Below are 21504 nucleotides of genomic sequence, written 5' to 3'. Positions count from 1 at the left end.
TCACTCCACGAAGATGGTGGCCGGGGTTTCGAGGTAACCGCGGATGGTCTGCACGAACTTGGCCGCCACCTGGCCGTCGATGACGCGGTGGTCGAACGAAGACGACAGGTTCATCATCTTGCGCGCCACCATGGCGCCATCCTTGATCACCGGACGGTCGACGATGCGGTTGGGGCCGATGATCGCCACTTCCGGACGGTTCAGCACCGGGGTGGTGACGATCCCGCCCAGCGGGCCCAGGCTGGTGATGGTGATGGTCGAGCCGGTCAGCTCGTCGCGGGTGGCGCGGCCGGCGCGCGCGGCATCGGCCAGGCGCGCCACCTCGGCGGCCGCTGCCCAGGGGTCGAGCGTCTCGGCGTGGCGCACCACCGGCACCATCAGGCCGGCCTCGGTCTGGGCGGCGATGCCCAGGTGCACTCCCTCGAACTGGGTGAGGAGGTTGTTGGTGTCGTCGTAGCGCGCGTTCATCATCGGATACTGGCGCAGCGCCAGCACCACGGCGCGCATCAGGAGCGGCAGGAAGGTCAGCTTGCCGCGCTCGGCGCCATACCTGGCGTTGAGCTGGGTGCGCAGGGCTTCCAGTTCGGTGACGTCGACTTCTTCCACGTAGGTGAAGTGCGGGATGTTGCGCTTGGCTTCCTGCATCTTCTCGGCGATCTTGCGGCGCAGGCCGATGACCGGCGCCGATTGTTCGCCCTCGCGCTTGGCGTAGCGCTCGTCGCGGCCTGCGGTCTGCGCGCTAGCGCGGCGGCCCGCCACGTGGGCGTCGAGGTCGGCGTGCAGGATACGGCCCGCGGGGCCGCTGCCGTGCACGAACTGCAGTTCGATCCCGAGGTCCCACGCGCGCTGGCGCACGGCCGGCGCGGCCAGCGGCTTTTCGCCCTCGGCGCGCATCGGCGCCGGGCCGTTCTGGTACGAACGCTGCTGTGGCGCCTGCGGTTTCGATGGCGGTGGCGCCGCCGGCGCGGCCGCCCTGGCGCTCGTAGCGTGCGAGGCCTCAGCCTGCGCCACCGCTTCCAGCTGCGGTTCCGCGACTTCTTCGCTTGGTGCCGTTGCGGTGGCGGACTTGACCGGTTCCTGTTTCGCCTTCTCGCCGGAGAAGTTGCCGGCGCCTTCGACCTCCAGGCGGATCAGCTCCGCGCCCACCGCCAGCGACTGGCCGACCGCGCCGCCCAGGCTGGTGATGGTCCCGGCGACCGGCGAGGGAATCTCGACGGTGGCCTTGTCGGTCATGACGTCGGCCAGCACCTGGTCTTCCTTGACCGTGTCGCCCGGCTGCACGTGCCAGGCGACGACTTCGACCTCGGCGATGCCTTCGCCCAGGTCCGGCATCTTGATGACATGAATGCCCATATTATTTTCCCTCCAGCGCACGTTTCAGGGCCGCGCCGACACGGTCGGGCCCAGGGAAATAAGCCCATTCCTGCGCATGCGGATACGGGGTGTCCCAGCCGGTGACGCGCTCGATCGGCGCCTCCAGCTGGTAGAAGCAGTGTTCCTGCACCAGGGCCGCCAGCTCGGCGCCGAAGCCGCTAGTGCGGGTCGCCTCGTGCACGATGACGCAGCGCCCGGTCTTCTTGACCGAATTGACGATGGTCTCCAGGTCCAGCGGCCAGATGCTGCGCAGGTCGATCACCTCGGCGTCGACGCCGGACTCAACCGCCGCCGCTTCCGAGACCCAGACCATGGTGCCGTAGGCCAGCACGGTCACGTCATTGCCCGGGCGGACGATGTTGGCCTTGTCCAGGTCCACCGTGTAGTGCCCGGTCGGCACGTTGCCCAGCGCGTGGCCGGACCATGGCACCACCGGACGGTCGTGGTGGCCGTCGAAGGGGCCGTTGTACAGGCGCTTGGGTTCCAGGAAGATCACCGGGTCGTCGTTCTCGATCGAGGCGATCAGCAAACCTTTCGCATCGTAGGGGTTGGACGGCATCACGGTGCGCAGGCCGCATACGTGGGTGAAGAAGGCTTCCGGGCTCTGGCTGTGGGTCTGGCCGCCGTAGATGCCGCCGCCGCAGGGCATCCGGATCACCATCGACGAGGTGAATTCGCCCGCCGAGCGGTAGCGCAGGCGCGCCGCTTCCGACACGATCTGGTCGGTGGCCGGGTAGAAGTAGTCGGCGAACTGGATCTCGACCACCGGGCGCAGGCCGTAGGCCGCCATGCCCACCGCGGTGCCGACGATGCCGCCTTCGGAGATCGGCGCATCGAACACGCGCGACTTGCCGTATTTCGCTTGAAGGCCATCCGTGACGCGGAACACGCCGCCGAAATAGCCGACGTCCTGGCCGTACACCACGACGTTGTCGTCGCGTTCCATCATCACGTCCATGGCCGAGCGCAAGGCCTGGATCATGGTCATCGGCATGGTTGCCGTTTCTTTTGGTATGTCGTCTCGCGCCATGCTCACACTCCCAGTTCCTGGCGTTGCCGGCGCAGGTGCTCCGGCATGTCCTTGTACACGTCCTCGAACATCGTGGCGGCGCTCGGGGCGCGCTCGTCGCCCAGGATGCCGTAGGACTCGGCTTCTTTCTGGGCCGCGAGGACTTCCGCCTCCAGTTCGGACTGCACGCGCTCGTGCTCCTCGTCCGACCACCAGCCCTGCTTGGTCAGGTACTGGCGCAGGCGGGCGACCGGGTCGCCCAGCGGGAAGTGCTGGAAGTCGTCGGCCGGGCGGTAGCGCGAGGGGTCGTCCGAGGTCGAGTGCGGGCCGGCGCGGTAGGTGACCCATTCGATCAGGGTCGGGCCCAGGTTCGAACGGGCGCGTTCGGCCGCCCAGCGCGACGCGGAGAGCACGGCCAGGAAATCGTTGCCGTCCACGCGCAGCGAAGCGATGCCGCTGCCGATGCCGCGGGTGGCGAAGGTGACGCTCTCGCCGCCGGCAATCGCCTGGAAGGTCGAGATCGCCCACTGGTTGTTGACCACGTTGAGGATGACCGGCGCGCGGTACACGTGGGCAAAGGTCAGGGCCGTGGAAAAGTCGGATTCGGCGGTGGCGCCGTCGCCGATCCAGGCCGAGGCGATCTTGGTATCGCCCTTGATCGCCGAGGCCATCGCCCAGCCCACTGCTTGCGGATACTGGGTGGCCAGGTTGCCGGAAATGGTGAAGAAACCGGCGCGGCGCACCGAGTACATCACCGGCAGCTGGCGGCCCTTGAGCGGGTCGCGCTCGTTCGACAGCAGCTGGCAGATCATCTCGACCAGCGGCACCTGCTTGGCGATCAGCAGGCTCTGCTGGCGGTAGGTCGGGAAGTGCATGTCGCCGTCTTCGAGGGCCAGCGCCTGGGCCGTGCCGAGGGCTTCCTCGCCGAGCGAGAGCATATAGAAGGACATCTTCTTCTGGCGCTGGGCGATGACCATGCGGGCGTCGAAGATGCGGGTTTTCATCATGGTGCGCAGCCCGAAACGCAGCAGTTCGGGATCGACCTCGGGCGCCCAGGGACCGACGGCGTCGCCGTTCTCGTCCAGGACGCGGATCAGGCCGGTGGCGATGTCGCTCGTATCGAGCGGCGCCACGTCGACGGGCGGACGCCGGACGGCGCCGGCGGGACTCAATTGCAGGTACGAAAAATCGGTCTTGCAGCCCGGGCGGCCGGTAGGCTCCGGTACATGCAGCGACAGAGGCTTACTCTGACTCATAAACGCTTCCCCTTTGTAAGGTGACTTGCGGCAAGCATGATAAGGCGAACGGCCGCGCACACGAAGTCCTTTTCATATTGCTATGCAGCATAGCGAGCCCGGCAGGGTAGGTGCTCACGCTATTGCATGCTGTATCGGCGGCGGTACAAGGGCGTGTCAGGCGCCCGGTGCGGATTGCGGGCCGCGCGCGGCGTCTGTAGTATGGGACTGCCGCAGTATGCCTTCATGCCCGCGCGCAGGGAAACATGAAAAAGACCGCCGTCGTTCTGCTGACGCTCCTGCTGGCGACTGCCGGGATCGGCGGGCCGATCCTGCTTGCCATCGAGGAATCGCAGCGGCAAGCCTTCAAGGCGGAAAGCGCGCATGCGCTCGGCTATGCGCGTGACGTCGTGATGCGCGGCGACGAGACCGCCGCGCAGGTGGCCGCTGCCGTCAAGCGGCTGGCCCCGTACGCGGACGCACCCTGCGCGCCGGCGAGTATCGACCTCATGCGCGAGATCGACCTCGGCTCGACCTATATCCAGGCGGTCGGCTACGTCGAGGGCAACCGGATGCTCTGCTCGTCCATCGTCGGCAGCGCGCGCGTGCTCGAACTGGGCGAGCCCGCCTACCGCAGCGAGACCGGCGCCGTGGTGCGCACCGACGTGCACTTTCCGTTCGCGCCCCAGTATGCCTTCCTGGTTTTGCAGTACGGCAGCTATGCCGCCATCCTTCACGCACAATTGCCGATCGATACGGCCAAGAGCGAGCCTGACGTGTCGCTGGCCGTGGTGCCGCTCGACTTCTACGCGCCGATCAGTGCCCGCGGCCATATCGACCCCGCCTGGTCGAAACGCCTCGGCAGCGCGCGCGAGGCGGTGTTCGAGGAGGATGGCCACGTCGTTGCCGTGGTGCGTTCTTCGAGCTTCGGCACGGTCGGCATCGCCGCCGTGCCGCTGCACTACCTGGAAGACCGATCCCAGGATTTCGCGGCCCGGCTGGTGCCGGTAGGCATGCTGGCCGGCATCGCGCTGGCCTGCGCGATCCTGTACCTGGCGCGCCAGCAGATGGCCTTGCCCTATGCGGTGCGCTCGGCGCTGCGGCGCAAGGAATTTTTCCTGGAATACCAGCCGGTGGTCGAACTGCGCAGCGGCCGCATGACCGGCGTCGAGGCCCTGGTGCGCTGGCGCCGGCCCACCGGCGAGATCGTCATGCCCGAGCTGTTCATTCCCATCGCCGAGCAGGACGACACCATCGTCAAGCTGACCCACCAGGTGCTGGAACTGGTCTGCCGCGATATCGGCTTCTACCTCGAGACGCATCCTGACTTCCATATCGGCATCAACGTGGCGCCGGCCGACTTCCATGCGCCCGATTTCCTCGACAAGCTGCAGGCCACGCTCGAGCAGATGGGCGCGCATCCGTCCAGCATCATTCTCGAGGTGACCGAGCGCGGCATGCTCGACCCAGTGGTCGCGCGCGAGACCTCGGGCGCCTTGCGCCGGCACGGCTTCGCGATCGCGATCGACGACTTCGGCACCGGCTATTCGAGCCTGTCCTACCTCGAATCGCTGGAGCTCGATTTCCTGAAGATCGACCGCAGCTTCATCGAGGCGATCGGCACTGGGGCGCCGACCAGCCAGGTGGTCGGGCACATCATCGCCATGGCGCGCGACCTCGGGCTGCGCATGATCGCCGAAGGGGTCGAAAGCCAGGCCCAGGCGGAGTTCCTGCTGCGGCACGGGGTGCAGTACGCGCAGGGCTGGCTGTTCGGACAGCCGATGTCCTTCGCCGAGGTCCTGCGCCGGATGGAAGAGGCGGAGGAACCGGCGGCGCGTGTGGCCGGCTAGGACCTCGCCGGCCGCGCCGCCAGCGTCGAGCCGCCGGGCTGCCTCACTGCACCACCGGCAGCTCGATATAGCTCTGGTTGGCGGCGTCGTGGTGCACCGCATTGTCCGCCACCACCCCGGTCTTCTCACTTTCGTTCGGCCCGCCGGTATTCAGGTTGCGCACGAATTTCGGGAAGTTGGACGAGGTGACTTCGACGCGGATGCGGTGCCCGGCACCGAACTGGATCGCGGTGGCGATCGGGCTCGGACGGATGGTCACGACCTCACCCGGCGTGAGCATCTCAGGCTTGTCGAAACCCTTGCGGTAGCGCGCGCGGAAAATGGTGTCGCCGATGATCCAGGCGGTGCCGTCCGGCGCTACGTCGACCAGCTTGACGGCGAAGTCGGTATCCTTGGCGTTCGAGGAGACCTTCAGCACCGCATCCACGAAACCGGCCACGCTGACGGCCTTCGGCAGCGGGTCGCTGGTGTAGACCAGCACGTCGCTGCGCGCCTCGACCGGACGCTGGTCGAAGGCGCCTGGCACCACGATGCCGCCGTTGCAGCAGTCGCCGCCGCCGATGGTCTGCACCGGATTCATCGGGTCATAGCGGTAGCGATCGGCCGCTTCGCCCGCACCGGGCGCCTGCGGCAGCAGGCGGCCGTCGCCGTACAACGAGTTCGCCTTCCCGCCGGAGCGCAGGTACAGGCGCATCGGCTTGGCTTTTTCCGGCGGCCAGGTGCCCGCGCTCTGCCAGCGGTTGGCGCCCATCTCGAAATAGCGCACGTGCGGGGTATTCGCGGGGAAGGCCTTGGTGTCGCCCTTCAGCCAGCGGTCGAACCAGCCGTAGATGGCGCCGTCGACGTCGAAACTGGTATCGCCCATATTGCGCTCGCCGATGGTGTTGTTCGGGCCGAGACGGGAGAAGGCGCAATGCACGTTCGGCGCCACCACCGCGTACTGGTTGGCGCTGGCTTCCTTGTCGGTGCCGGCCGCGGCGGCGTGCTTGAACAGCTCGAGGTTGGGGCCGATCGAGACGTCGTACCAGCTGTTGAACCACAGCGCCGGCACGCCCCAGCCCATGCCTTCGTGGTACAGGCCGCCTTTTTGCCAGGCCGGGTCGCTTGGCGTGCGCTTGATTAGTTCTTCAAAGGTGCCGGCCGGCTCGCCCAGCGAGCTCAGCAGCTGGTCGACCGGCAGGTGCTTGATCTGCTTGTTCCAGTCGACCTGCGGCTTGGCCGGGTTCAGGTCGTTGTAGGCCTCGACGCGGGCGCGCAGCTTGTCGTCGGCGATGGCGGGCAGCTGGGCGCGCAGCGGATTGTCGACGCCGTACAGCCAGACGAAGAACAGGTTGCGCGGCACGCCGCCGGTGTACCAGTTGCCTTGTTCCTGGAAGCGGCCGACCTTGCCGATGCCGGCGCCGGACGCCATCGGCACCATGGCCGCGTGCGCCGGGTGGTTCAGGCCGGCGAGGGCCAGTTGCCACTCGGCCGAGGACGAGCAGCCGAGCGTGCCGACCTTGCCGTTCGACCAGTCCTGCCTGGCGATCCAGCTCAGGGTGTCGTAGCCGTCGTTCTGCGGATTGCCCAGGATTTCCCAGTCGCCGCCCGAGAAGTAGCGGCCGCGCTCGCTCTGTACGATGAAGGTGTAGCCGCGCTTGACCGATTCGAGCACGTAGCGCTGGGTCGAGCCTTTCAGCTTGCCTTCGTTGTACGGCGTCTTCCACAGGATGGCGGGCAACTTGCCGCTGGCGTTCTTCGGCATGTAGATGTCGGTCGACAGCGTGATGCCGTCGCGCATCGGCACCATCACGCTGAGGCGGGACGTGGCGATCAGCGCCAGTTCCTTTTCCAGGGCTTCCTGGCTGTACTTGCTGTAGTCCTGCGCCGCGACGACGACGTGGGCGTCGGCCGCGAACAGGGCGAGTGCGACGAAACTGGCGACAATCTTCTTCAAGCTGACTCCTTCGGCTCATGGATGAGGAATGGCCGGGCGGCGCTGGGCGGCCCGGACAAGCACATGGAATGATGCTCCACTGGAGTAATACTTTATCAACAGTCCGGCTGTTGAGCTAGCGCAACATGACAAAATGACTCGCCAGTCATGAAACCCGCGCGCGCTGTCGCTTTATCGCGTCTTTACGCCACCGGTGCGATCGTGGCGCCTGCCAGCTTGCGCTGGCGCAGCCAGTAGCCCAGCGCCAGCAGGGCCAGCCAGGCCGGGATCATCCACACCGACAACTGCAGCCCCGGCGTCAGGTACATCACCACGATGATGCCGGCCAGGAAGGCCAGGCACAGGTAGTTCGTGAGCGGGAACCAGGGGCTGCGGAAGGCGGTCGCCTGGCCCGCCGCCTGTTTGGCGCGGCGGAAGCGCAGGTGGCTCCAGCACACCATGCCCCAGTTGATGACTAGCGCCGCCACTGCCAGGCCCATCAGCATGCCGAAGGCGTCGCGTGGCAGGAAATAGTTGACGCAGATGCAGATGCCGGTGGCCACCGCCGACACGCCCAGGGCGGCCAGCGGCACGCCGCGCTTGCTGACCTTGAGCAGGGCGCGCGGCGCGTTGCCCTGTTCGGCCAGGCCGAACAGCATGCGACTGTTGGCATAGGTGCAGCCGTTGTAGACCGACAGGGCGGCCGTCAGCACCACCAGATTGAGGATGTTGGCCACCGCATTGCTGTCCAGCGCGGCGAAGATCAGCACGAAGGGGCTGCCGCCGGTGACGACCTTCTGCCACGGATACAGCATCAGCAGCACGGCCAGGGCGCCGACGTAGAAGATGGCGATGCGCCAGATGGCCTGGTTGATGGCGCGCGGGATGGTGCGGCCCGGGTTGTCGGCTTCGGCCGCGGTGATGCCGATCATTTCCAGGCCGCCGAAGGAGAACATGATGACCGCCATCGACAGCGCCAGGCCGGCGAAGCCGTTCGGGAAGAAGCCGCCGTGCTGCCACAGGTTGGCCACGCCGGCCTGGGGACCGGCCGTATCGCTGATCAGGAGGTACAGGCCGAACACGATCATGCCGACCACGGCCGCCACCTTGATGATGGAAAACCAGAATTCCAGCTCGCCGAAGGTTTTCACGTTGAGCAGGCTGAGGGAATTGACGAGCACGAAGAAGGCGAGCGCCGAGACCCAGGTCGGGATGTCCGGGAACCAGTACTGGACGTAGATGCCGAGCGCGGACAGCTCGGCCATGCTGACGAGGATGTACATCACCCAGTAGTTCCATCCGGAGACGAAGCCGGTCATCGGGCTGCCGTACTTGCTGGCGAAATAGCCGAAGGAACCGGCGACCGGCTCGTCGACGATCATTTCGCCGAGCTGGCGCATGATGAGGAAGGCGACCAGGCCGGCGATCGCATAGCCGAGCAGGGCGGAGGGGCCGGCTTGCTGGATGGTCTGGGCCACGCCCAGGAACAGGCCGGTGCCGATGGCGCCGCCGAGGGCGATCAGCTGGATGTGGCGGTTCTTTAAGCCGCGTTTGAGTTCATGCTTGGCGGTGTCCATCGTCGGCCTTAAGCGAAAGTTGCCTTAAAGCCAGCGATTCTACTGCAAGCAGGGCCGCGATGGACGGCGCGCCTCCCGAAAGGTGGTCGACACGCCGCCCGGGCGGATCAGAAGCGGCGGTAGCTGCGGCGTCCCATCGGATAGCGTTGCGCCATCTTGCCGCCGAATTTTTTCCAGAGCAGGCCTGCAATGGCCATCATGATCATCTTGCGCATGGCGATTCTCCAATCAATGAAAGTGGACGGGCCACGGTGTGGCGTGGCGATGGAAACAGCTTAGCAAAAGGACGATTCAGGCGGCGCGAGCCTCAGGAAGCGAGTGTCGGTAAATTTGACACGCGCTCGATCTTCAGGACGCCGACGCGGACTACTTGATTAATTCTTAAGCAAACTTTCCTGCAGGCATAAAGATTGCTTGAAAGTCGGTTACAACATTTCATAAGGATGTCCCATGAAGCTCACGCCTGGCCTGAAAGCCATCGCCTGCGTCGCCATGTTTGCGGCGAGCCAATTTGTCGCGTCGAATGCCGCGGCTAGCCTGATCGACTTCGAAGAGGTCGCCGACTGGACCGAGCTCACTCCCTCCGGCATGAGCGCCTCAGGCTACAAGCTGGCCATGGGCGACGGCGGAAATGCCGGTGCTTTTTCCTTCATCATTGCGGGCACCGGCGACAGTACAGGGCTGAGCGGGAATGGCAGCACGCGCCTGGTGAACTTCAATGGCGCGAACGTGACCCTCTCGGCCGCGAACCAGGGGGCGTTCGACCTGTTCAGTTTCGACGGCGGCGAGAGCTGGTTCGGCGACGAGCACTTCTGGGCAGACCGGATCAGCGTGGTCGGGACCCTGGCAGGCGGCGGCACCGTCACCCAGACCTTCGACCTGGACCTCGTCAAGCATGCTGTCTCGGGCATGCAGACCTTCACCCTGGACGCCAGCTTCCGCAAGCTGCTGTCGGTCACCTTCAGCGGCATCGGCGGCAATCCGGAATTTTCGATCGATAACATTTCGGTGAATGCGGTGCCGGAGCCGGCATCGGGCGCACTCCTGCTGCTGGGCGCTGCCGGCATTGCGGCCGTGCGGCGCCGGCGCGCCATGCCCAGGGCTTAACCCGGCATCAGGAAGAAGGCGATGACACCTGCCAGGCTGGCGCCGAGCATCATCAGCAAGAAGCCCGACATGCGGGCCAGCGACACCAGGCGGCCGCCCTGGGGACGGCTGCGCAGCAGGTAGAGGGGAATGCCGATCGGCGCCATCGCCACCACGGCCGTGCTCATCCAGCGTGGGCGCCGGTACAGCCGCGCCTCGCTGTCCAGGCGATACCAGTAATAGGGCAGGAAGCTCAGCAGGAAGGCCGAGAGCAACATCCACCACACGGGCATGTGTACGTGGGAGGCGGCGTACAGGGCGTCGGACATGCCGCAGGCAAACATGAGCGCCAGCAGCGCCCACAGGGTATTCTTGGGAGTCATTGCGTTGATTCAGGAGCGAGGCGTCGAGAATACCACCGGCGCCTGGCCGCGAAATTCAACAAAAATCACGGGCGTGCGGAAATATGCGCCCTTCATGAATTATTTCGCAGGCTTGCCAGCAAGGGGGCGCTCGCGCCGCGGCAGCGTGAAGACGTCCGCCACCAGGGTACTGTCGCCGATCTGCCGGCTGGGCGAGGCTGAATCGTGCACCACCAGCAGCGTGTCGCGCCCATTCTTGTCGACCGCGAATAGCGCGATGCCTTCGGGGTGATCGACCCCATGGCCGAAGGGCAGCTCCAGCACCCGTTCGAGCTGGTCCGCCGCCATCACGCATTCCTTGCCAGGCTGGGTTGCGCCGCGCCAGCGGAACAGGGTCACCGGCCCGTCCAGGTCCATGGTCGGCCCGGCCAGCACGAGGATGTCCTTGCCGTGCACGCACAGGTCGCGGATGCCGAGCCCGCCCAGGTCGAGGAAGTGCTTGCGGTACAGGCGACCATCGTCGTCCACCGGGGCCAGGCGCAAGCGGCCCGGCTGCTCGTCCTCGACGAGCGCCACTTCCACTACCAGCGCCCAGCCGCGCAGCACCGGCCCGCGCAGGCCGAGCAGCAGGTGCTTGCCGGCCACGGCCAGGCCCTCGATGTCGAAACCGTTGTCCTTGCCGGGAATGGACAGGAAGGGACCGAGGTGCTCGTCCTTGCGCAGCAGGGCGGTCAGTTCGTTGCCCTGATGGTCGCCGCGCAGCATCGCGGCAGTGCGCAATTTGCCTTTGCGGGTGCTTTCCTTTTCCAGGGTGTAGCCGTCGCCGTCCCGGCACACCGGGATCCGCGCCAGCAGGTAGCGGTTGGCATCCAGGCTGACGCTGGCGAGGCGCTTGTGCGCCTTCCTGACGCCGTCGCCGTCCTTCGGCTGCTTGCGCCGCAGGCTGTGCGAGCCGGCCAGCCACAGGTACTTGCCGTCGCAGGCCAGGCCCTCGATGTCGGCCTCGTTGATGTCGTCCTCGGTGGCGCCGTGCGCCGGCAGCGGCAGGTCGAGATAGTCGTGCAGCGCATACTGGCGGTGGTCGCGCGTGAAGCTGCTGCGGCCGGTGCTGTCGACCTCGCACACGGTCAGGCGTTCGATGCTGACCGATTCGTCGTTGGCGAGCCAGAGCGAGCTGCCCATGCGCAGGGCCACGGACAGGCCGTCGCGCAGTTCCTTGCCGTAGCAAAGCTCGTCGCGCTCGGGATGAAATTCGAGGAGGACGATGTTGGACGGGTGCATGCAGGCTTCCTGGCGGACGTGTGCGACATTGCCGGGGAAAGATAGCATGGGCCTGAGCAGGCCGGCGCTCAGCAGTGCGGTGCTGGCGGTTTCAAAGCTCTTGCGGGACGGCTGCCAGCTTGTCCGGATTACGCATGATAAAAACCGCCACGATCCGCTCTTCATCGACGATGAATGACTGCACGGATTCCAGCTTTCCCTGCACATAGCGCAGCACACCCGGCTCGCCATTCACGAGGGCGGTCTTATATGAAACCTGCATGGGAAACTGGTGCTCGAGCGTCCAGAATACGCCCGCAACCCTTCCCGCACCCTTGAGGATATGCATGAAGGACTTGACCTTTCCCCCGCCGTCAGCCACCAACTGCACGTCGTCGGACATCAGGGCACGCATGTCCGCGCGATTTCCCTGTCTTGCGGCTTCAATGAAGCGGCCAAGCAATGCGCGATGCTTATCCTTGGGGACGTCGAAGCGCGGGCGTTCCTGCTGGACGCGCACCGATGCACGATGTACGAGCTGCCGGCAAGCCGGTTCCGATTTCTTGACGACCTCGGCGATCTCGGCATAATCGGCATCGAATACTTGCCTCATCAGGAAAGCCGCCCGCTCTTCGGCGGACAGGCGTTCCAGGACCCACATGAGCGCAACCGAGACGTCGTTGGCCTGCTCGAGCGCGCTCTCGGGCGTGTTTTCGTCGAGTTCGACCAGGGGCTCCGGCAGCCACCAGCCGACATAGGCCTCACGATCGACCTTTGCCCTGCGCAGGCGATCGATCGCGAGACGGGTCGTCACGGTCACCAGCCATGCTTCCTGCGACACGATGTGCTCTTTCGGCGCGTCGTGCCAGCGCAGCCATGCATCCTGCACGACGTCCTCGGCGTCCGCGCGGATACCGAGCATACGGTATGCAATCGAAAACAGGCGCGGGCGAAGCGCGTTGAATATTGTTTGCGTATGTGTGCTTGCGCCATCGGTCATAGCATCCTCGCGTCCTTTTCATTCGGGCGTGCGGGTATCGGGAAGCGACACCTCTTTGCTCTTAGACGAACCGGCTTCGCTCCTTGTGACAGGCTCCGGGATTTTTTTGTGAACCGGCATGGCCTGTCACGAACGGGCCATGGCAGCCGTCTTACCGGCAAGGATGACGCATATCGGCGTCGTCGACATCACACAAGGAGAAGATCTCATGAAACGCCCAAACTGGTTCCAGGTGTCCGCGGAAGGCGCGAAGGCCGTCGGCGCACTTCACCATTACGTTACAAGCGGCACGACGCTGCCGCCGGATCTCATCCATCTGGTATTCCTGAGAGCCTCGCAACTGAACGGCTGTGCCCACTGCATCGATATCCATACCCGCGACCTCATCAAGACCGGCATGACGATCGACAAGATCGTGCTGGTGCCGGTATGGGAGGAGGCGGAATATCTCTTCTCGGATCGGGAACGGGCCGCGCTGGCATGGACGGAAGAGGTGACGCGTGTGAGCGAAACCCATGCTTCCGACGATGCGTATTGCGCGGCGCTGTCCGTATTTGGAGAAAAGGATCTCGTCGACCTGACACTCGTGATTGCGGCAATGAATGCGATTAACCGGATGGGAATCAGCTTCCGGATGAAACCGCTTGCGAAAGCGTGATCCCAGGCCGCTGCGGCGGTCTAGCCTTTAGGCTGCCGGGGAGCCGGCCGCCCGGTCGGCGCACCCCGCGTCACCAGCAGCACGCCGCCGCACACCAGCACCAGCGCCGCAAGATTGGTCCAGGTCAGGACGTCCTCGTCCAGCCAGATGCCGGACAGGGCGGCGCCAAACAGGGGCACCAGGAAGGCGAACATGCTGACCAGCCCGACCGGATTGTGCTTGAGCAGCAGGCTCCACAGGGTGAAGGCGACCGCCGACAGCGCGGCCAGGTAGAGCAGCAGCAGGCTTGAAGCCAGATCCAGCTGTCCGAGGCTGCCGCCCGTCAGGTAACCGGCCGCCAGCAGGACCAGGCCGCCGATCGCCAGCTGCCAGGCCGTCATCGTCATCGCATCCATGCGCTGCGAGACGCGCTTGCCATAGATCGACGCGGCCGACAATACGAAGGCGGCGAGCACGATGAAGCCTTCGCCCTGCAGGCTGACGCCGCTGCCCAGCAGGCTGGCGTCGGCATTCACGGCCAGCACGCCGGCCAGGCCCAGCGCGCAACCGACGGCCTTGCGCGCCGACAGGCGATCGTCCTTATAAAGGAAGTGCGCCAGCAGGACGCTGAAGAAGGTGGTGGTGGCGTTCAGGATCGAGGCCCGCACGCCGGTGGTGTAGGCCAGTCCGATGTAGAAGAACACATACTGCAGGCTGGTCTGGGCTATTCCCAGCAGGAAGACCTGGCGCAACTGACCACGAGATGGAACCGGGAACTTCTTTTGCAGCAGCCAGGCGGCCAGCGCCACGCCGATTCCGGCCAGCAGGAAGCGGTAGCCGGCGTAGACCAGCTTGGACGGGATGTCCTGCTGCGTGATGCCCAGCAGGGCGTAACCGGTCTTGATGGCCGGGTAGGAGCTGCCCCACAACAGGCAGCACAGGGTCGCCAGCGCGACGACGAGCAGGGGGCGGGCAAAGAACGGGGTTTCGGGCTGCGCTGCGCGGCCGACGGATGAAGCGGGGAACATGCGATGATCGGTCCTGTCTGACTGTCATCAGACATCATACAACATATGGCCGCGCGATGTTGGAAGGACGACAAGCGATCAGCGCAGGTAGGCTGCCACGTTTCCCGCGATCCGTTTGCGTTCCGCCTCGGTGAGCGGCAGCGCGCGGAAGGCCGCCCAGGCTTCGCGCGGCTTCATGTTGGTGGGCGTGGCCGCATCCGAGCCGTACAGGATCTTGTCGACTCCCACCTGGCGGATGCGCTCGACCATCTCGCGCGCATGCGCCTGGCTGATGTCGGGTGTCGCGATCGAGGCCACGTCGAAGTACAAGTTGCGGGTGTTGGGGTCCTTGCGCGCGGCCGCCTCGGCGAACACGCGCATCACCTCGTTGGCCGGCGGATCCTCGTAGCCGGGACCGCTGCCCGCGAAGTGCGCCACCTGCACCATGGTTCGGGTGGCCTCGGGCATGAGCTGCTCGAGGAAGGCGCGCGCCTGCGCTTCGCCATAGGGGCGCTCCAGCGAAATCGAAGCGCGCATGTGGACCGCGATCGCCATGCGGTGCCGGTTGGCGGCGCGGAACACTTCCTTCAGGCGCGCGACGTGCTCGGGCTTGTCCAGCTGGACGTCGGAATTCCCGAAGTGCATCTTGATCCCGGTGCGCAGCTGCGGGTGCGCCGCGCAGCGCTCCAGTTCGGCAAGCGCATAGTCCTTGAGCGGATTGAAGCCGCAGAAGGCGCGCAGGCGCTCCGGATACTTTGCCACCTGGGCGGCGGTCCAGTCGTTCTCCGCCTTCACCCTGGCGTATTCGTCCTCGACCACGCGCGAGGGGCGGCCGTACATATAGGCCGTCGACATCACGGCGGCGCGGCGGATGCCGGCTTCGTCCAGCAGGGCGACCAGTTCGGTCACCGGGATGTCGTGCGGCGCGTCGGGGCCCGGTTTCGGGGCGATGAAGGCGATGATGCCGGGGCTGAACAGGTGCTGGTGGTGGTCGGCGGCGACGACGATCGCGGCTGGTGCGGCCGGGGCTGTCGTTTGACCCGCGAATGCGAGCGCGGGCAGGGCGAGCAGCAGGGCGGCGCCCAGGCGCAGCTTGGCGAACAGGAGCGGCATGGCGAGACCTCTGGCTGGAGAACGAGACTCCAGACTAGTCGCGCCGGATCGCGCTGTCCACGGAAAATGGATACATATGGCCCGGAAATCTGCGGCCGTTCTCGCTGCGCCTTCGCGGGTGCAGCGTCACGGCCTGCATGCAGTGTAGATCATCGACCGGTCCGGGTCTTCCCCCACGGCTGGGGGAAATCTCCTCAGACGACGGTGACCACGACCCGCCGGCGGTGCGGCGCGCTGCGGTGCTCGTACAGGTAGATGCCTTGCCAGGTGCCGAGCAGCAGGCGGCCGCCACCGACCGGCACGCTCAGGCCGGAACCCGTCAGCATGTTGCGCACATGGGCCGCCATGTCGTCCGGCCCTTCGGCATCGTGGCGGTAGGCCGGATCGCCGTCGGGGGCGAGCCGTTTCAATACGGTTTCGAGGTCGCGCCGCACGTCGGGGTCGGCATTCTCGGTGATGAGGAGCGAGCAGCTGGTATGCTGCACGAAAACATGGGCCAGGCCGCATTGCACCTTCGCTGCGCGCACCACCTCGGCCACCGCCTCGGTGATGTCGCGGGTGCCGCGTCCTGGGGTAGGGATGTCGAGGATGCTCTGGTGCGCCACGCTGTGCTCCGGTTCTGGTCCGGGGCACAGCTTAGCAGAATCAGGCGGCGCTGCGCGAGGATGCCAGGCCGTCCAGCACGGCGAGCAGGTCGTCGAGCGGCGCCGGGCGCGAGAACAGGTAGCCCTGCATCAGCGGACTGCCGTTCCCGCTGAGGTAATCGGCCTGTTGCGCGGTCTCGATGCCCTCGGCCACCACGCGCAGGCCGAGGTGCTCGGCCATCGCCAGGATCGACTGCACGATCGCGGTGCCGTTGACGTCGTTCGGGGTGTCGCGGATGAAGCTCTTGTCGATCTTGAGTTCGTAGAGCGGCATGCGCTTGAGATAGGCCAGGTTCGAATAGCCGGTGCCGAAATCGTCGACCGAGAAGCGGATGCCCAGGGCCGCCAGTTCGTGCATGCGGGCGATGGTCTGGTCCAGGTCCGATACCAGGAGGCCCTCGGTGACTTCAAAGATCAGCTGGCCGGCCGGCGCACCGGTCTCCTCCAGCACCCGGGCGACCGTCTCCACGAAGTCCGGCTGGCGGAACTGCGCCGGGCTGACGTTGATCGAGAGCGGCAGCGGATGGCCGGCCGCGCTGAGTCGCAGCCAGGCTTCGCAGGCCTGGCGCAGCACCCAGGTCCCCAGCGGGACGATCAGGCCGGTGGTTTCCGCGATCGGGATGAACACGTCCGGCGGCACCAGGATGCCGTCGGCGCGGTGCCAGCGCATCAGGAGCTCGGCGCCGACCGGCTGCTGTTCGCGGTCGACCTGCAATTGCAGGTGCATGGCCAGTTCGCCCCGCTCGAGGGCATTGGCGAGGTCGCGCTCGAGCGTGAGTTTTTGCTCGGCCTCGGCCAGCATGGTGGTCTCGAACAGGGCGACGCCATTGCGGCCGCTCGCCTTGGCCTGGTACATCGCGGTGTCGGCTTCACGCAGCAGGTCGTGGGCGGTCTGGCCGGCGCGCAGCGGCAGGGCCACGCCGATGCTGCCCGTCGAGCGGTACACGTGCTCGTCGATCGTGACTTCCTCGCCCAGTGCCGCCAGCACCTTGTGCGCCACCTTGAGCGCGGCGGCAGCGGCGGTGTCGGGGTCGTCGCCCAGGTCGTTCAGCAGGATGACGAATTCGTCGCCGCCCAGGCGCGCCACGGTGTCGCGCGCGCGCACGGTCGCGACCAGGCGCCCGGCCGCGCTGCGCAGCAGGGCGTCGCCGGTGGCGTGGCCGCGGGCGTCGTTGACGTACTTGAAGTTGTCGAGGTCGATGAACAGCACGGCGCCGAGCGCGCCGCCGGCATTGCGGGCGTCCACCAGGGCGTCTAGGCGCTCGGTGAACAGGCGCCGGTTGGGCAGGCCGGTCAGCACGTCGTAGAAGGCCAGGTGATGGATCGCCTTGGCCGAGTTGCGGCGCTCGGTGATGTCGCGCCCGACCACCACCCAGTGGGTGCTGCGTCCGCCGTCGCTGGCGAAGGGCACCATTTCCATCTCGGCCCAGAAGGGCTCGCCGGCCTTGGTGTAGAGCTGCAGTTCGGCCTTGATCGCTTCGCCCCGCGCGACCGCGCGCAGGATGCGCTCCACCTCGTCGGGATCGGTGTCCTGGCCGTGCAGCAGGCGCATGCTGTGGCCGATGATCTCGTCGCGCCGGTAGCCGGTGCGGCGCTCGAAGGCTTCGTTGGCGGAGATGATCGGCTGCTGCGCGCCCGGCGTGTCGATGGCGTGGGCGATCAGCACCATGTCGTTCAGGCGCGCCACCGCGGCCGAGGTCAGGCGCAGTTCGGCGTTCAGCTCGTGCAGCTTGTCCTGCTTGGACTCCAGGGTTTCGGCGAAGCCATGCACCTCGCCGAGCGTGTCGGCCAGGCCCTTGACCAGGGCGCCGCAGGTCATCGTGATCAGGGCGCCGACGCACAGGTAGTTGAGGGTGACGATCAGCGAGGACAGCAGTTCGTCGTGGCCGAGGCCGGCGACGTAGAGCTTGGCGTGGCCGGACAGGCCCAGGCCCAGGATGGTGAGGGCGCTGACGACCAGCGCCCCGAGGGCCTGGCGGGTGCCGAGCAGGACCACGGCCAGCACCGGCGGCGCCATCAGGAAGATCTGGCTGACCGCGCCGACGCCGAGCATCAGGCCGACGCCGACCAGGAACAGCATCGCCAGGAAGTTCAGGACGCGCAGCGTGTAGGGAAGGCGGTCGAACCACCAGATCGCGAAGATCCAGGCCAGGGCCACCGCGTCCATCGCGGCGATCTGCCAGAGGCCGTCGACCATGGCCAGGATCGCGCTGGGCACGGCGGCCACGATGCCGAGCAGCAGGACCGCCGACATCAGGGTCGAGAAAATGCGTGCGCGCCACTGGGCCAGGTCGTCAAACTGTATCATGCATCAGCCTTCGCGCACCGCCGAGAGAGTTTCTTAAAGTGCAATCAAATTTCTATGGATGCAAGATTATACCCGGTATTGACGAATCTGCTTGTTGCTTGTTGGGAAAACGCAGCAGGCTTCGCTCAGACGCTGTGCGCCAGGCCCAGGTTGCGGTTGGCGGGCACCGCCACATCCATCAATTTCGGTCGCGGCAGGTCCAGCGCGGCCATCAGCGCCACGAAATCCTCGCGCGAGCGGCCGGCCAGGCGCGCGTTGTGACGCTTTTCCCAGCCGATGGTGGACACCGACTGTCCTTTATAGTCGTGGCCGGGCCAGACGCGGGTGCTCTCGTCCAGCGCGAACAGCTTGCGGGTGACGCTGTCATACAGCGCGGACGCGGAACCGCCCTGGAAGTCGGTGCGCCCGCAGCCGTCCACCAGCAGGGTGTCGCCGGTGAACAGGTTGCCGCGCCACAGGTAGCATATGCTGCCCGCGGTGTGGCCGGGGGTGTGGATGACGGCGATGTGCTCGCGCCCGCCGAAGGCAATGAGGTCGCCGTCCTGCAGCTGCACTTCGGCCGGCGGGATGCCGCAACCGCTCGGCACGCAGGCCTTGGCGCCGGTCAGGGCACGCAGCTTGCCGGCCGAGGTGACGTGGTCGGCATGGGCGTGGGTCTCCAGCACGTGGGTCAGCCTCAATCCAAGGCGCTCGATGTGCGCGAGGTCGCGCTGCCAGTGGCGGTCGACCGGGTCGATGATGACCGCTTCAAGGCTGCCAGGTGCGGACAGGATGTAGGTGTAGGTCGAGGATTCGGCGTCGAACAGCTGGATCGGGTTCACTTGCATGGGCTCTCCTGGGTGCGGCGTGAGTTGTACCACAGGATTGCTGGCGGGGGAAGGCGGCTAGCGCTCCAGCGCCCCCAGCTTCTCCCTCAAGCTTGCCTCCGACAGCTCTCCCACATGACGGAAGCGCAGCCTGCCTTGCGCGTCATAGAGCAGGGTGGTCGGAAAGCCCACCGCCCCGGTACGCGCGCCCAGCTGGCCGGCCGGGTCGATCACCACGTTCTCCATGCGCAGGCCCTGCGCCGTCAGGAAAGCCTGGACCGTGCTTGCGGACTCGCGCTGGTTGACGAAGACGAAGCCGACGTCCGGGCGCTTGCGCTGCATCGCCGCCAAGGCCGGCATCTCGCGCCGGCAGGGCGGGCACCAGGTGGCCCACAGGTTCACGACCAGCGGCTTGCCCTGGAAGGCGCGCAGCGGCACCTCGCTGCCGTCGAGCCGGCGCACGCTGAGCTCGGGCATGGGCGCATGCGGCGGGGCGAAAGCCGGCAGCAACAGGCTGCCGCCCATCCAGAGCGCGATCCCGGCCACGCTCGATACCAGCAGGGGGCGGCGCAGGCCTGGGGCGCGGCGGGTCAGCTCGGCGCCCACCACGCAGGCGACCACCAGTCCCGCGGTTGCGTCGAAGCCGCCGTCGCGGAAGTCCAGCGCGGCCCAGGGTGTATCGAGGAACAGGTCGTGGTGGCGCAGCACGAACACGGCGCGCGCGGCGACAAAGCCGGCGAGCAGCATCTTCCACAGGATCGGGCCCGGATCGAGCGCGCGGCGGCGCCGGAACCACTCGGCCAGCAGGTTGGCCAGCAGGATGCCGCCCACGACCAGCAGCACGCCGGTGGGCAGGACAAGGGGGCCTAGTGTGACAACATCCATCGCGCGCTTTCCCTGGTTGAGATAGCGCGACGATACCGCAACAGGCTTAGCAGAAGATTAATCCCGCTCCGGTTCCGGGTCGATCGGCACGTAGCGCGAGATCATGATGCGGTCGATGCGGTTGCCGTCCATGTCCATGACCTCGAAGCGGAAGCCCTGGTGGTCGACGATTTCGGCCGGCTTCGGGATGTAGCCGAGCTGGTAGAGCAGGAAGCCGGCCAGGGTGTGGTAGGCGCCTTCGTCCTCGCCGGGAAATTCGAGGGTGGTCTCGAGCAGGTCGCGGAAGCGGTCCAGCGAGATGCCGCCGTCCACCAGCCAGCTGCCGTCCGGGCGCCGCACGGCGTCGGCGTCGTGCTCCTCGCCGGCCACGGTGACGTCGCCCACCAGGGCGCTCATCACGTCGCTGAGCGTGACCATGCCCTGGATGTCGCCGTACTCGTCGACGATCAGGGCCAGCTCGGCGCGGTTCTTCTTGAACATCTCGAGCAGGGCCATGGCGCTCACGGTCTCGGGCACGTACAGCAGCTCCTGCACCGCGCCGTCGAGGTCGACCGCGTCGAGCGAACCGATGCGCACTGCCTGTGCGAACAGGTCGCGCGCCATCACGTAGCCGAGGATATGCGAGCGGTCGCCGCGGCAGACGGGGTAGCGGCTGTAGGGATTGGTGGCGATGGCCTCGAGGTTCTGCTGGCGGTCGTCCTCGAGGTCGAGGATCACCAGGTCGACGCGCGGCGTCATCAGGGACTTCAGGTGCTGGTCGTCCAGGCGCAGGGCGCGCTGCACGATGTCGTATTCGGTTTTTTCGAAAACGCCGGTGTCGGCGCCTTCCTTGATGCTGCCGATGATGTCTTCCTCGGTCGGCGCTTCCTCCTTGGCTGCGCGGATGCCCAGCACGCGCACGATGGCGTTGGTGGCCAGGGACAGGAACTTCACGAACGGCGACATGATCACCGAGAGCGTGCGCAGCGGCTGCGAGATCAGGGTCGCCACCGTTTCCGGGAAGGCCATGGCGATGCGCTTGGGGACCAGTTCGCCGAAGATGATCGAGGCGACCGTGATCGCGATCACGACCACGGCGAGCGCGACTTCGCGCGCATAGGGGCCGATCACCGGCAGCGTCGCCAGTTCGGGCGTGAGGTGGCTGACCAGGGAGGCCTCGCCGAAGGCACCGTTGAAAATGCCGATCAGGGTAATCCCGACCTGCACGGTCGAGAGGAAGTGACTGGGGTCGTCGGCCAGCTTGAGGGCGGCGCGCGCCCCGCGGTTTCCTTCTTCGGCGCGCCGTTCCAGGCGCATGCGCTTGGCCGAGACCAGTGCCAACTCGCTCATGGCGAACACTCCGTTCATCAGGATGAGGAAGGAGATGATCAGTATGTCGGTTAACACTGGCGCGGGGCCTCCGTCGGACTATCCGGGCCGCGACCGGTCACGCGCGA

Annotated in this window: 18 protein-coding genes; 3 read left to right on the top strand and 15 right to left on the bottom strand. The window is 66.5% G+C overall.

Features of this window, described 5'->3' with window-relative positions; genetic code table 11:
* From B2R83_RS15850 to B2R83_RS15840, 3 genes are read right to left on the bottom strand one after another with little or no spacing between them, the layout of a single operon-like run.
* Positions 1–1353 carry a dihydrolipoamide acetyltransferase family protein gene (locus B2R83_RS15850; RefSeq protein WP_292043272.1) on the bottom strand — a complete coding sequence of 451 codons (1353 nt, stop codon included), beginning with the start codon at positions 1351–1353 and terminating at the stop codon, positions 1–3.
* Between the two features lies 1 nt (position 1354).
* Positions 1355–2404: an alpha-ketoacid dehydrogenase subunit beta gene (locus tag B2R83_RS15845; protein WP_414674437.1), complete on the bottom strand. Its 1050-nt coding sequence runs from the start codon at positions 2402–2404 to the stop codon at positions 1355–1357.
* 2 nt (positions 2405–2406) lie between these two features.
* On the bottom strand, positions 2407–3639 hold the full coding sequence (locus tag B2R83_RS15840) for a 3-methyl-2-oxobutanoate dehydrogenase (2-methylpropanoyl-transferring) subunit alpha (RefSeq protein ID WP_292043265.1): 1233 nt from the start codon (positions 3637–3639) through the stop codon (positions 2407–2409).
* A 245-nt stretch (positions 3640–3884) separates the two neighbouring features.
* Between B2R83_RS15840 and B2R83_RS15835 the strand changes: the two genes are divergently transcribed.
* The gene (locus B2R83_RS15835) at positions 3885–5468 is read left to right on the top strand and encodes an EAL domain-containing protein (RefSeq protein WP_292043262.1); all 1584 of its coding nucleotides are present in this window, start codon (positions 3885–3887) and stop codon (positions 5466–5468) included.
* Positions 5469–5511: 43 nt separating this feature from the next.
* Here the strand turns inward: B2R83_RS15835 and B2R83_RS15830 are convergent, their stop codons facing one another.
* A complete protein-coding gene (locus tag B2R83_RS15830; RefSeq protein WP_292043261.1) occupies positions 5512–7404 on the bottom strand; it encodes a CocE/NonD family hydrolase in 1893 nt (630 codons plus the stop codon).
* 182 nt (positions 7405–7586) lie between these two features.
* Positions 7587–8960 (bottom strand): amino acid permease, encoded by a 1374-nt coding sequence (locus B2R83_RS15825; protein WP_292043260.1) that lies wholly within the window; start codon positions 8958–8960, stop codon positions 7587–7589.
* A 450-nt stretch (positions 8961–9410) separates the two neighbouring features.
* On the opposite strand from B2R83_RS15825, the gene B2R83_RS15820 reads away from it, so the two are divergent.
* Entirely contained in the window at positions 9411–10067 is a 657-nt protein-coding gene (locus tag B2R83_RS15820) for a PEP-CTERM sorting domain-containing protein (protein WP_292043258.1), read from the top strand.
* Here the strand turns inward: B2R83_RS15820 and B2R83_RS15815 are convergent.
* The 3 genes from B2R83_RS15815 to B2R83_RS15805 form a co-directional block, all read right to left on the bottom strand.
* On the bottom strand, positions 10064–10429 hold the full coding sequence (locus B2R83_RS15815; protein WP_292043256.1) for a hypothetical protein: 366 nt from the start codon (positions 10427–10429) through the stop codon (positions 10064–10066). The two genes, B2R83_RS15820 and B2R83_RS15815, sit on opposite strands and share 4 nt — an antisense overlap.
* Positions 10430–10528: 99 nt before the next feature.
* Positions 10529–11689 carry a DUF3616 domain-containing protein gene (locus tag B2R83_RS15810; protein ID WP_292043253.1) on the bottom strand — a complete coding sequence of 387 codons (1161 nt, stop codon included), beginning with the start codon at positions 11687–11689 and terminating at the stop codon, positions 10529–10531.
* Positions 11690–11780: 91 nt separating this feature from the next.
* Positions 11781–12668, bottom strand: coding sequence for an RNA polymerase sigma-70 factor (locus tag B2R83_RS15805; RefSeq protein ID WP_292043246.1), 888 nt, complete (start codon positions 12666–12668; stop codon positions 11781–11783).
* Between the two features lie 208 nt (positions 12669–12876).
* Between B2R83_RS15805 and B2R83_RS15800 the strand changes: the two genes are divergently transcribed.
* Positions 12877–13326 carry a carboxymuconolactone decarboxylase family protein gene (locus B2R83_RS15800; RefSeq protein WP_292043289.1) on the top strand — a complete coding sequence of 150 codons (450 nt, stop codon included), beginning with the start codon at positions 12877–12879 and terminating at the stop codon, positions 13324–13326.
* Positions 13327–13346: 20 nt separating this feature from the next.
* Here B2R83_RS15800 and B2R83_RS15795 read toward each other — a convergent pair whose 3' ends face one another.
* The 7 genes from B2R83_RS15795 to B2R83_RS15765 all read right to left on the bottom strand — a co-directional run bounded on the left by B2R83_RS15795 (position 13347) and on the right by B2R83_RS15765 (position 21454).
* Positions 13347–14333, bottom strand: a complete 987-nt coding sequence (locus tag B2R83_RS15795) for a DMT family transporter (RefSeq protein WP_292043238.1) — start codon at positions 14331–14333, stop codon at positions 13347–13349.
* A 78-nt stretch (positions 14334–14411) separates the two neighbouring features.
* Positions 14412–15425, bottom strand: coding sequence for an amidohydrolase family protein (locus B2R83_RS15790; RefSeq protein WP_292043230.1), 1014 nt, complete (start codon positions 15423–15425; stop codon positions 14412–14414).
* 194 nt (positions 15426–15619) lie between these two features.
* Positions 15620–16030 carry a secondary thiamine-phosphate synthase enzyme YjbQ gene (locus B2R83_RS15785; RefSeq protein ID WP_292043223.1) on the bottom strand — a complete coding sequence of 137 codons (411 nt, stop codon included), beginning with the start codon at positions 16028–16030 and terminating at the stop codon, positions 15620–15622.
* A 40-nt stretch (positions 16031–16070) separates the two neighbouring features.
* Complete coding sequence (locus B2R83_RS15780) at positions 16071–18377, bottom strand: putative bifunctional diguanylate cyclase/phosphodiesterase (RefSeq protein ID WP_292043219.1); 2307 nt, start codon at positions 18375–18377, stop codon at positions 16071–16073.
* 125 nt (positions 18378–18502) lie between these two features.
* The gene (locus tag B2R83_RS15775) at positions 18503–19204 is read right to left on the bottom strand and encodes an MBL fold metallo-hydrolase (protein ID WP_292043212.1); all 702 of its coding nucleotides are present in this window, start codon (positions 19202–19204) and stop codon (positions 18503–18505) included.
* Positions 19205–19261: 57 nt separating this feature from the next.
* Positions 19262–20068 carry a TlpA disulfide reductase family protein gene (locus B2R83_RS15770; protein WP_292043205.1) on the bottom strand — a complete coding sequence of 269 codons (807 nt, stop codon included), beginning with the start codon at positions 20066–20068 and terminating at the stop codon, positions 19262–19264.
* Between the two features lie 57 nt (positions 20069–20125).
* The gene (locus B2R83_RS15765) at positions 20126–21454 is read right to left on the bottom strand and encodes a hemolysin family protein (RefSeq protein WP_292043197.1); all 1329 of its coding nucleotides are present in this window, start codon (positions 21452–21454) and stop codon (positions 20126–20128) included.
* Positions 21455–21504 lie beyond the last annotated feature (50 nt).

This window comes from Massilia sp. UBA6681, from assembly GCF_002454935.1.
Taxonomy (GTDB): Bacteria; Pseudomonadota; Gammaproteobacteria; order Burkholderiales; family Burkholderiaceae_D; genus Telluria; species Telluria varians.
The sequence above is the reverse complement of the archived record's forward strand: the minus strand, read 5'-3'. Positions and strand labels throughout refer to the sequence as shown.

What these genes read in the sequence shown, in the direction of transcription:
- B2R83_RS15850 (WP_292043272.1), bottom strand. Translation starts at nt 1,353, where the DNA reads ATGGGCATTCATGTCATCAAGATGCCGGACCTGGGCGAAGGCATCGCC.
- B2R83_RS15845 (WP_414674437.1), bottom strand. Translation starts at nt 2,404, where the DNA reads ATGGCGCGAGACGACATACCAAAAGAAACGGCAACCATGCCGATGACC.
- B2R83_RS15840 (WP_292043265.1), bottom strand. Translation starts at nt 3,639, where the DNA reads ATGAGTCAGAGTAAGCCTCTGTCGCTGCATGTACCGGAGCCTACCGGC.
- B2R83_RS15835 (WP_292043262.1), top strand. Translation starts at nt 3,885, where the DNA reads ATGAAAAAGACCGCCGTCGTTCTGCTGACGCTCCTGCTGGCGACTGCC.
- B2R83_RS15825 (WP_292043260.1), bottom strand. Translation starts at nt 8,960, where the DNA reads ATGGACACCGCCAAGCATGAACTCAAACGCGGCTTAAAGAACCGCCAC.
- B2R83_RS15820 (WP_292043258.1), top strand. Translation starts at nt 9,411, where the DNA reads ATGAAGCTCACGCCTGGCCTGAAAGCCATCGCCTGCGTCGCCATGTTT.
- B2R83_RS15815 (WP_292043256.1), bottom strand. Translation starts at nt 10,429, where the DNA reads ATGACTCCCAAGAATACCCTGTGGGCGCTGCTGGCGCTCATGTTTGCC.
- B2R83_RS15810 (WP_292043253.1), bottom strand. Translation starts at nt 11,689, where the DNA reads ATGCACCCGTCCAACATCGTCCTCCTCGAATTTCATCCCGAGCGCGAC.
- B2R83_RS15805 (WP_292043246.1), bottom strand. Translation starts at nt 12,668, where the DNA reads ATGACCGATGGCGCAAGCACACATACGCAAACAATATTCAACGCGCTT.
- B2R83_RS15800 (WP_292043289.1), top strand. Translation starts at nt 12,877, where the DNA reads ATGAAACGCCCAAACTGGTTCCAGGTGTCCGCGGAAGGCGCGAAGGCC.
- B2R83_RS15795 (WP_292043238.1), bottom strand. Translation starts at nt 14,333, where the DNA reads ATGTTCCCCGCTTCATCCGTCGGCCGCGCAGCGCAGCCCGAAACCCCG.
- B2R83_RS15790 (WP_292043230.1), bottom strand. Translation starts at nt 15,425, where the DNA reads ATGCCGCTCCTGTTCGCCAAGCTGCGCCTGGGCGCCGCCCTGCTGCTC.
- B2R83_RS15780 (WP_292043219.1), bottom strand. Translation starts at nt 18,377, where the DNA reads ATGATACAGTTTGACGACCTGGCCCAGTGGCGCGCACGCATTTTCTCG.
- B2R83_RS15775 (WP_292043212.1), bottom strand. Translation starts at nt 19,204, where the DNA reads ATGCAAGTGAACCCGATCCAGCTGTTCGACGCCGAATCCTCGACCTAC.
- B2R83_RS15770 (WP_292043205.1), bottom strand. Translation starts at nt 20,068, where the DNA reads ATGGATGTTGTCACACTAGGCCCCCTTGTCCTGCCCACCGGCGTGCTG.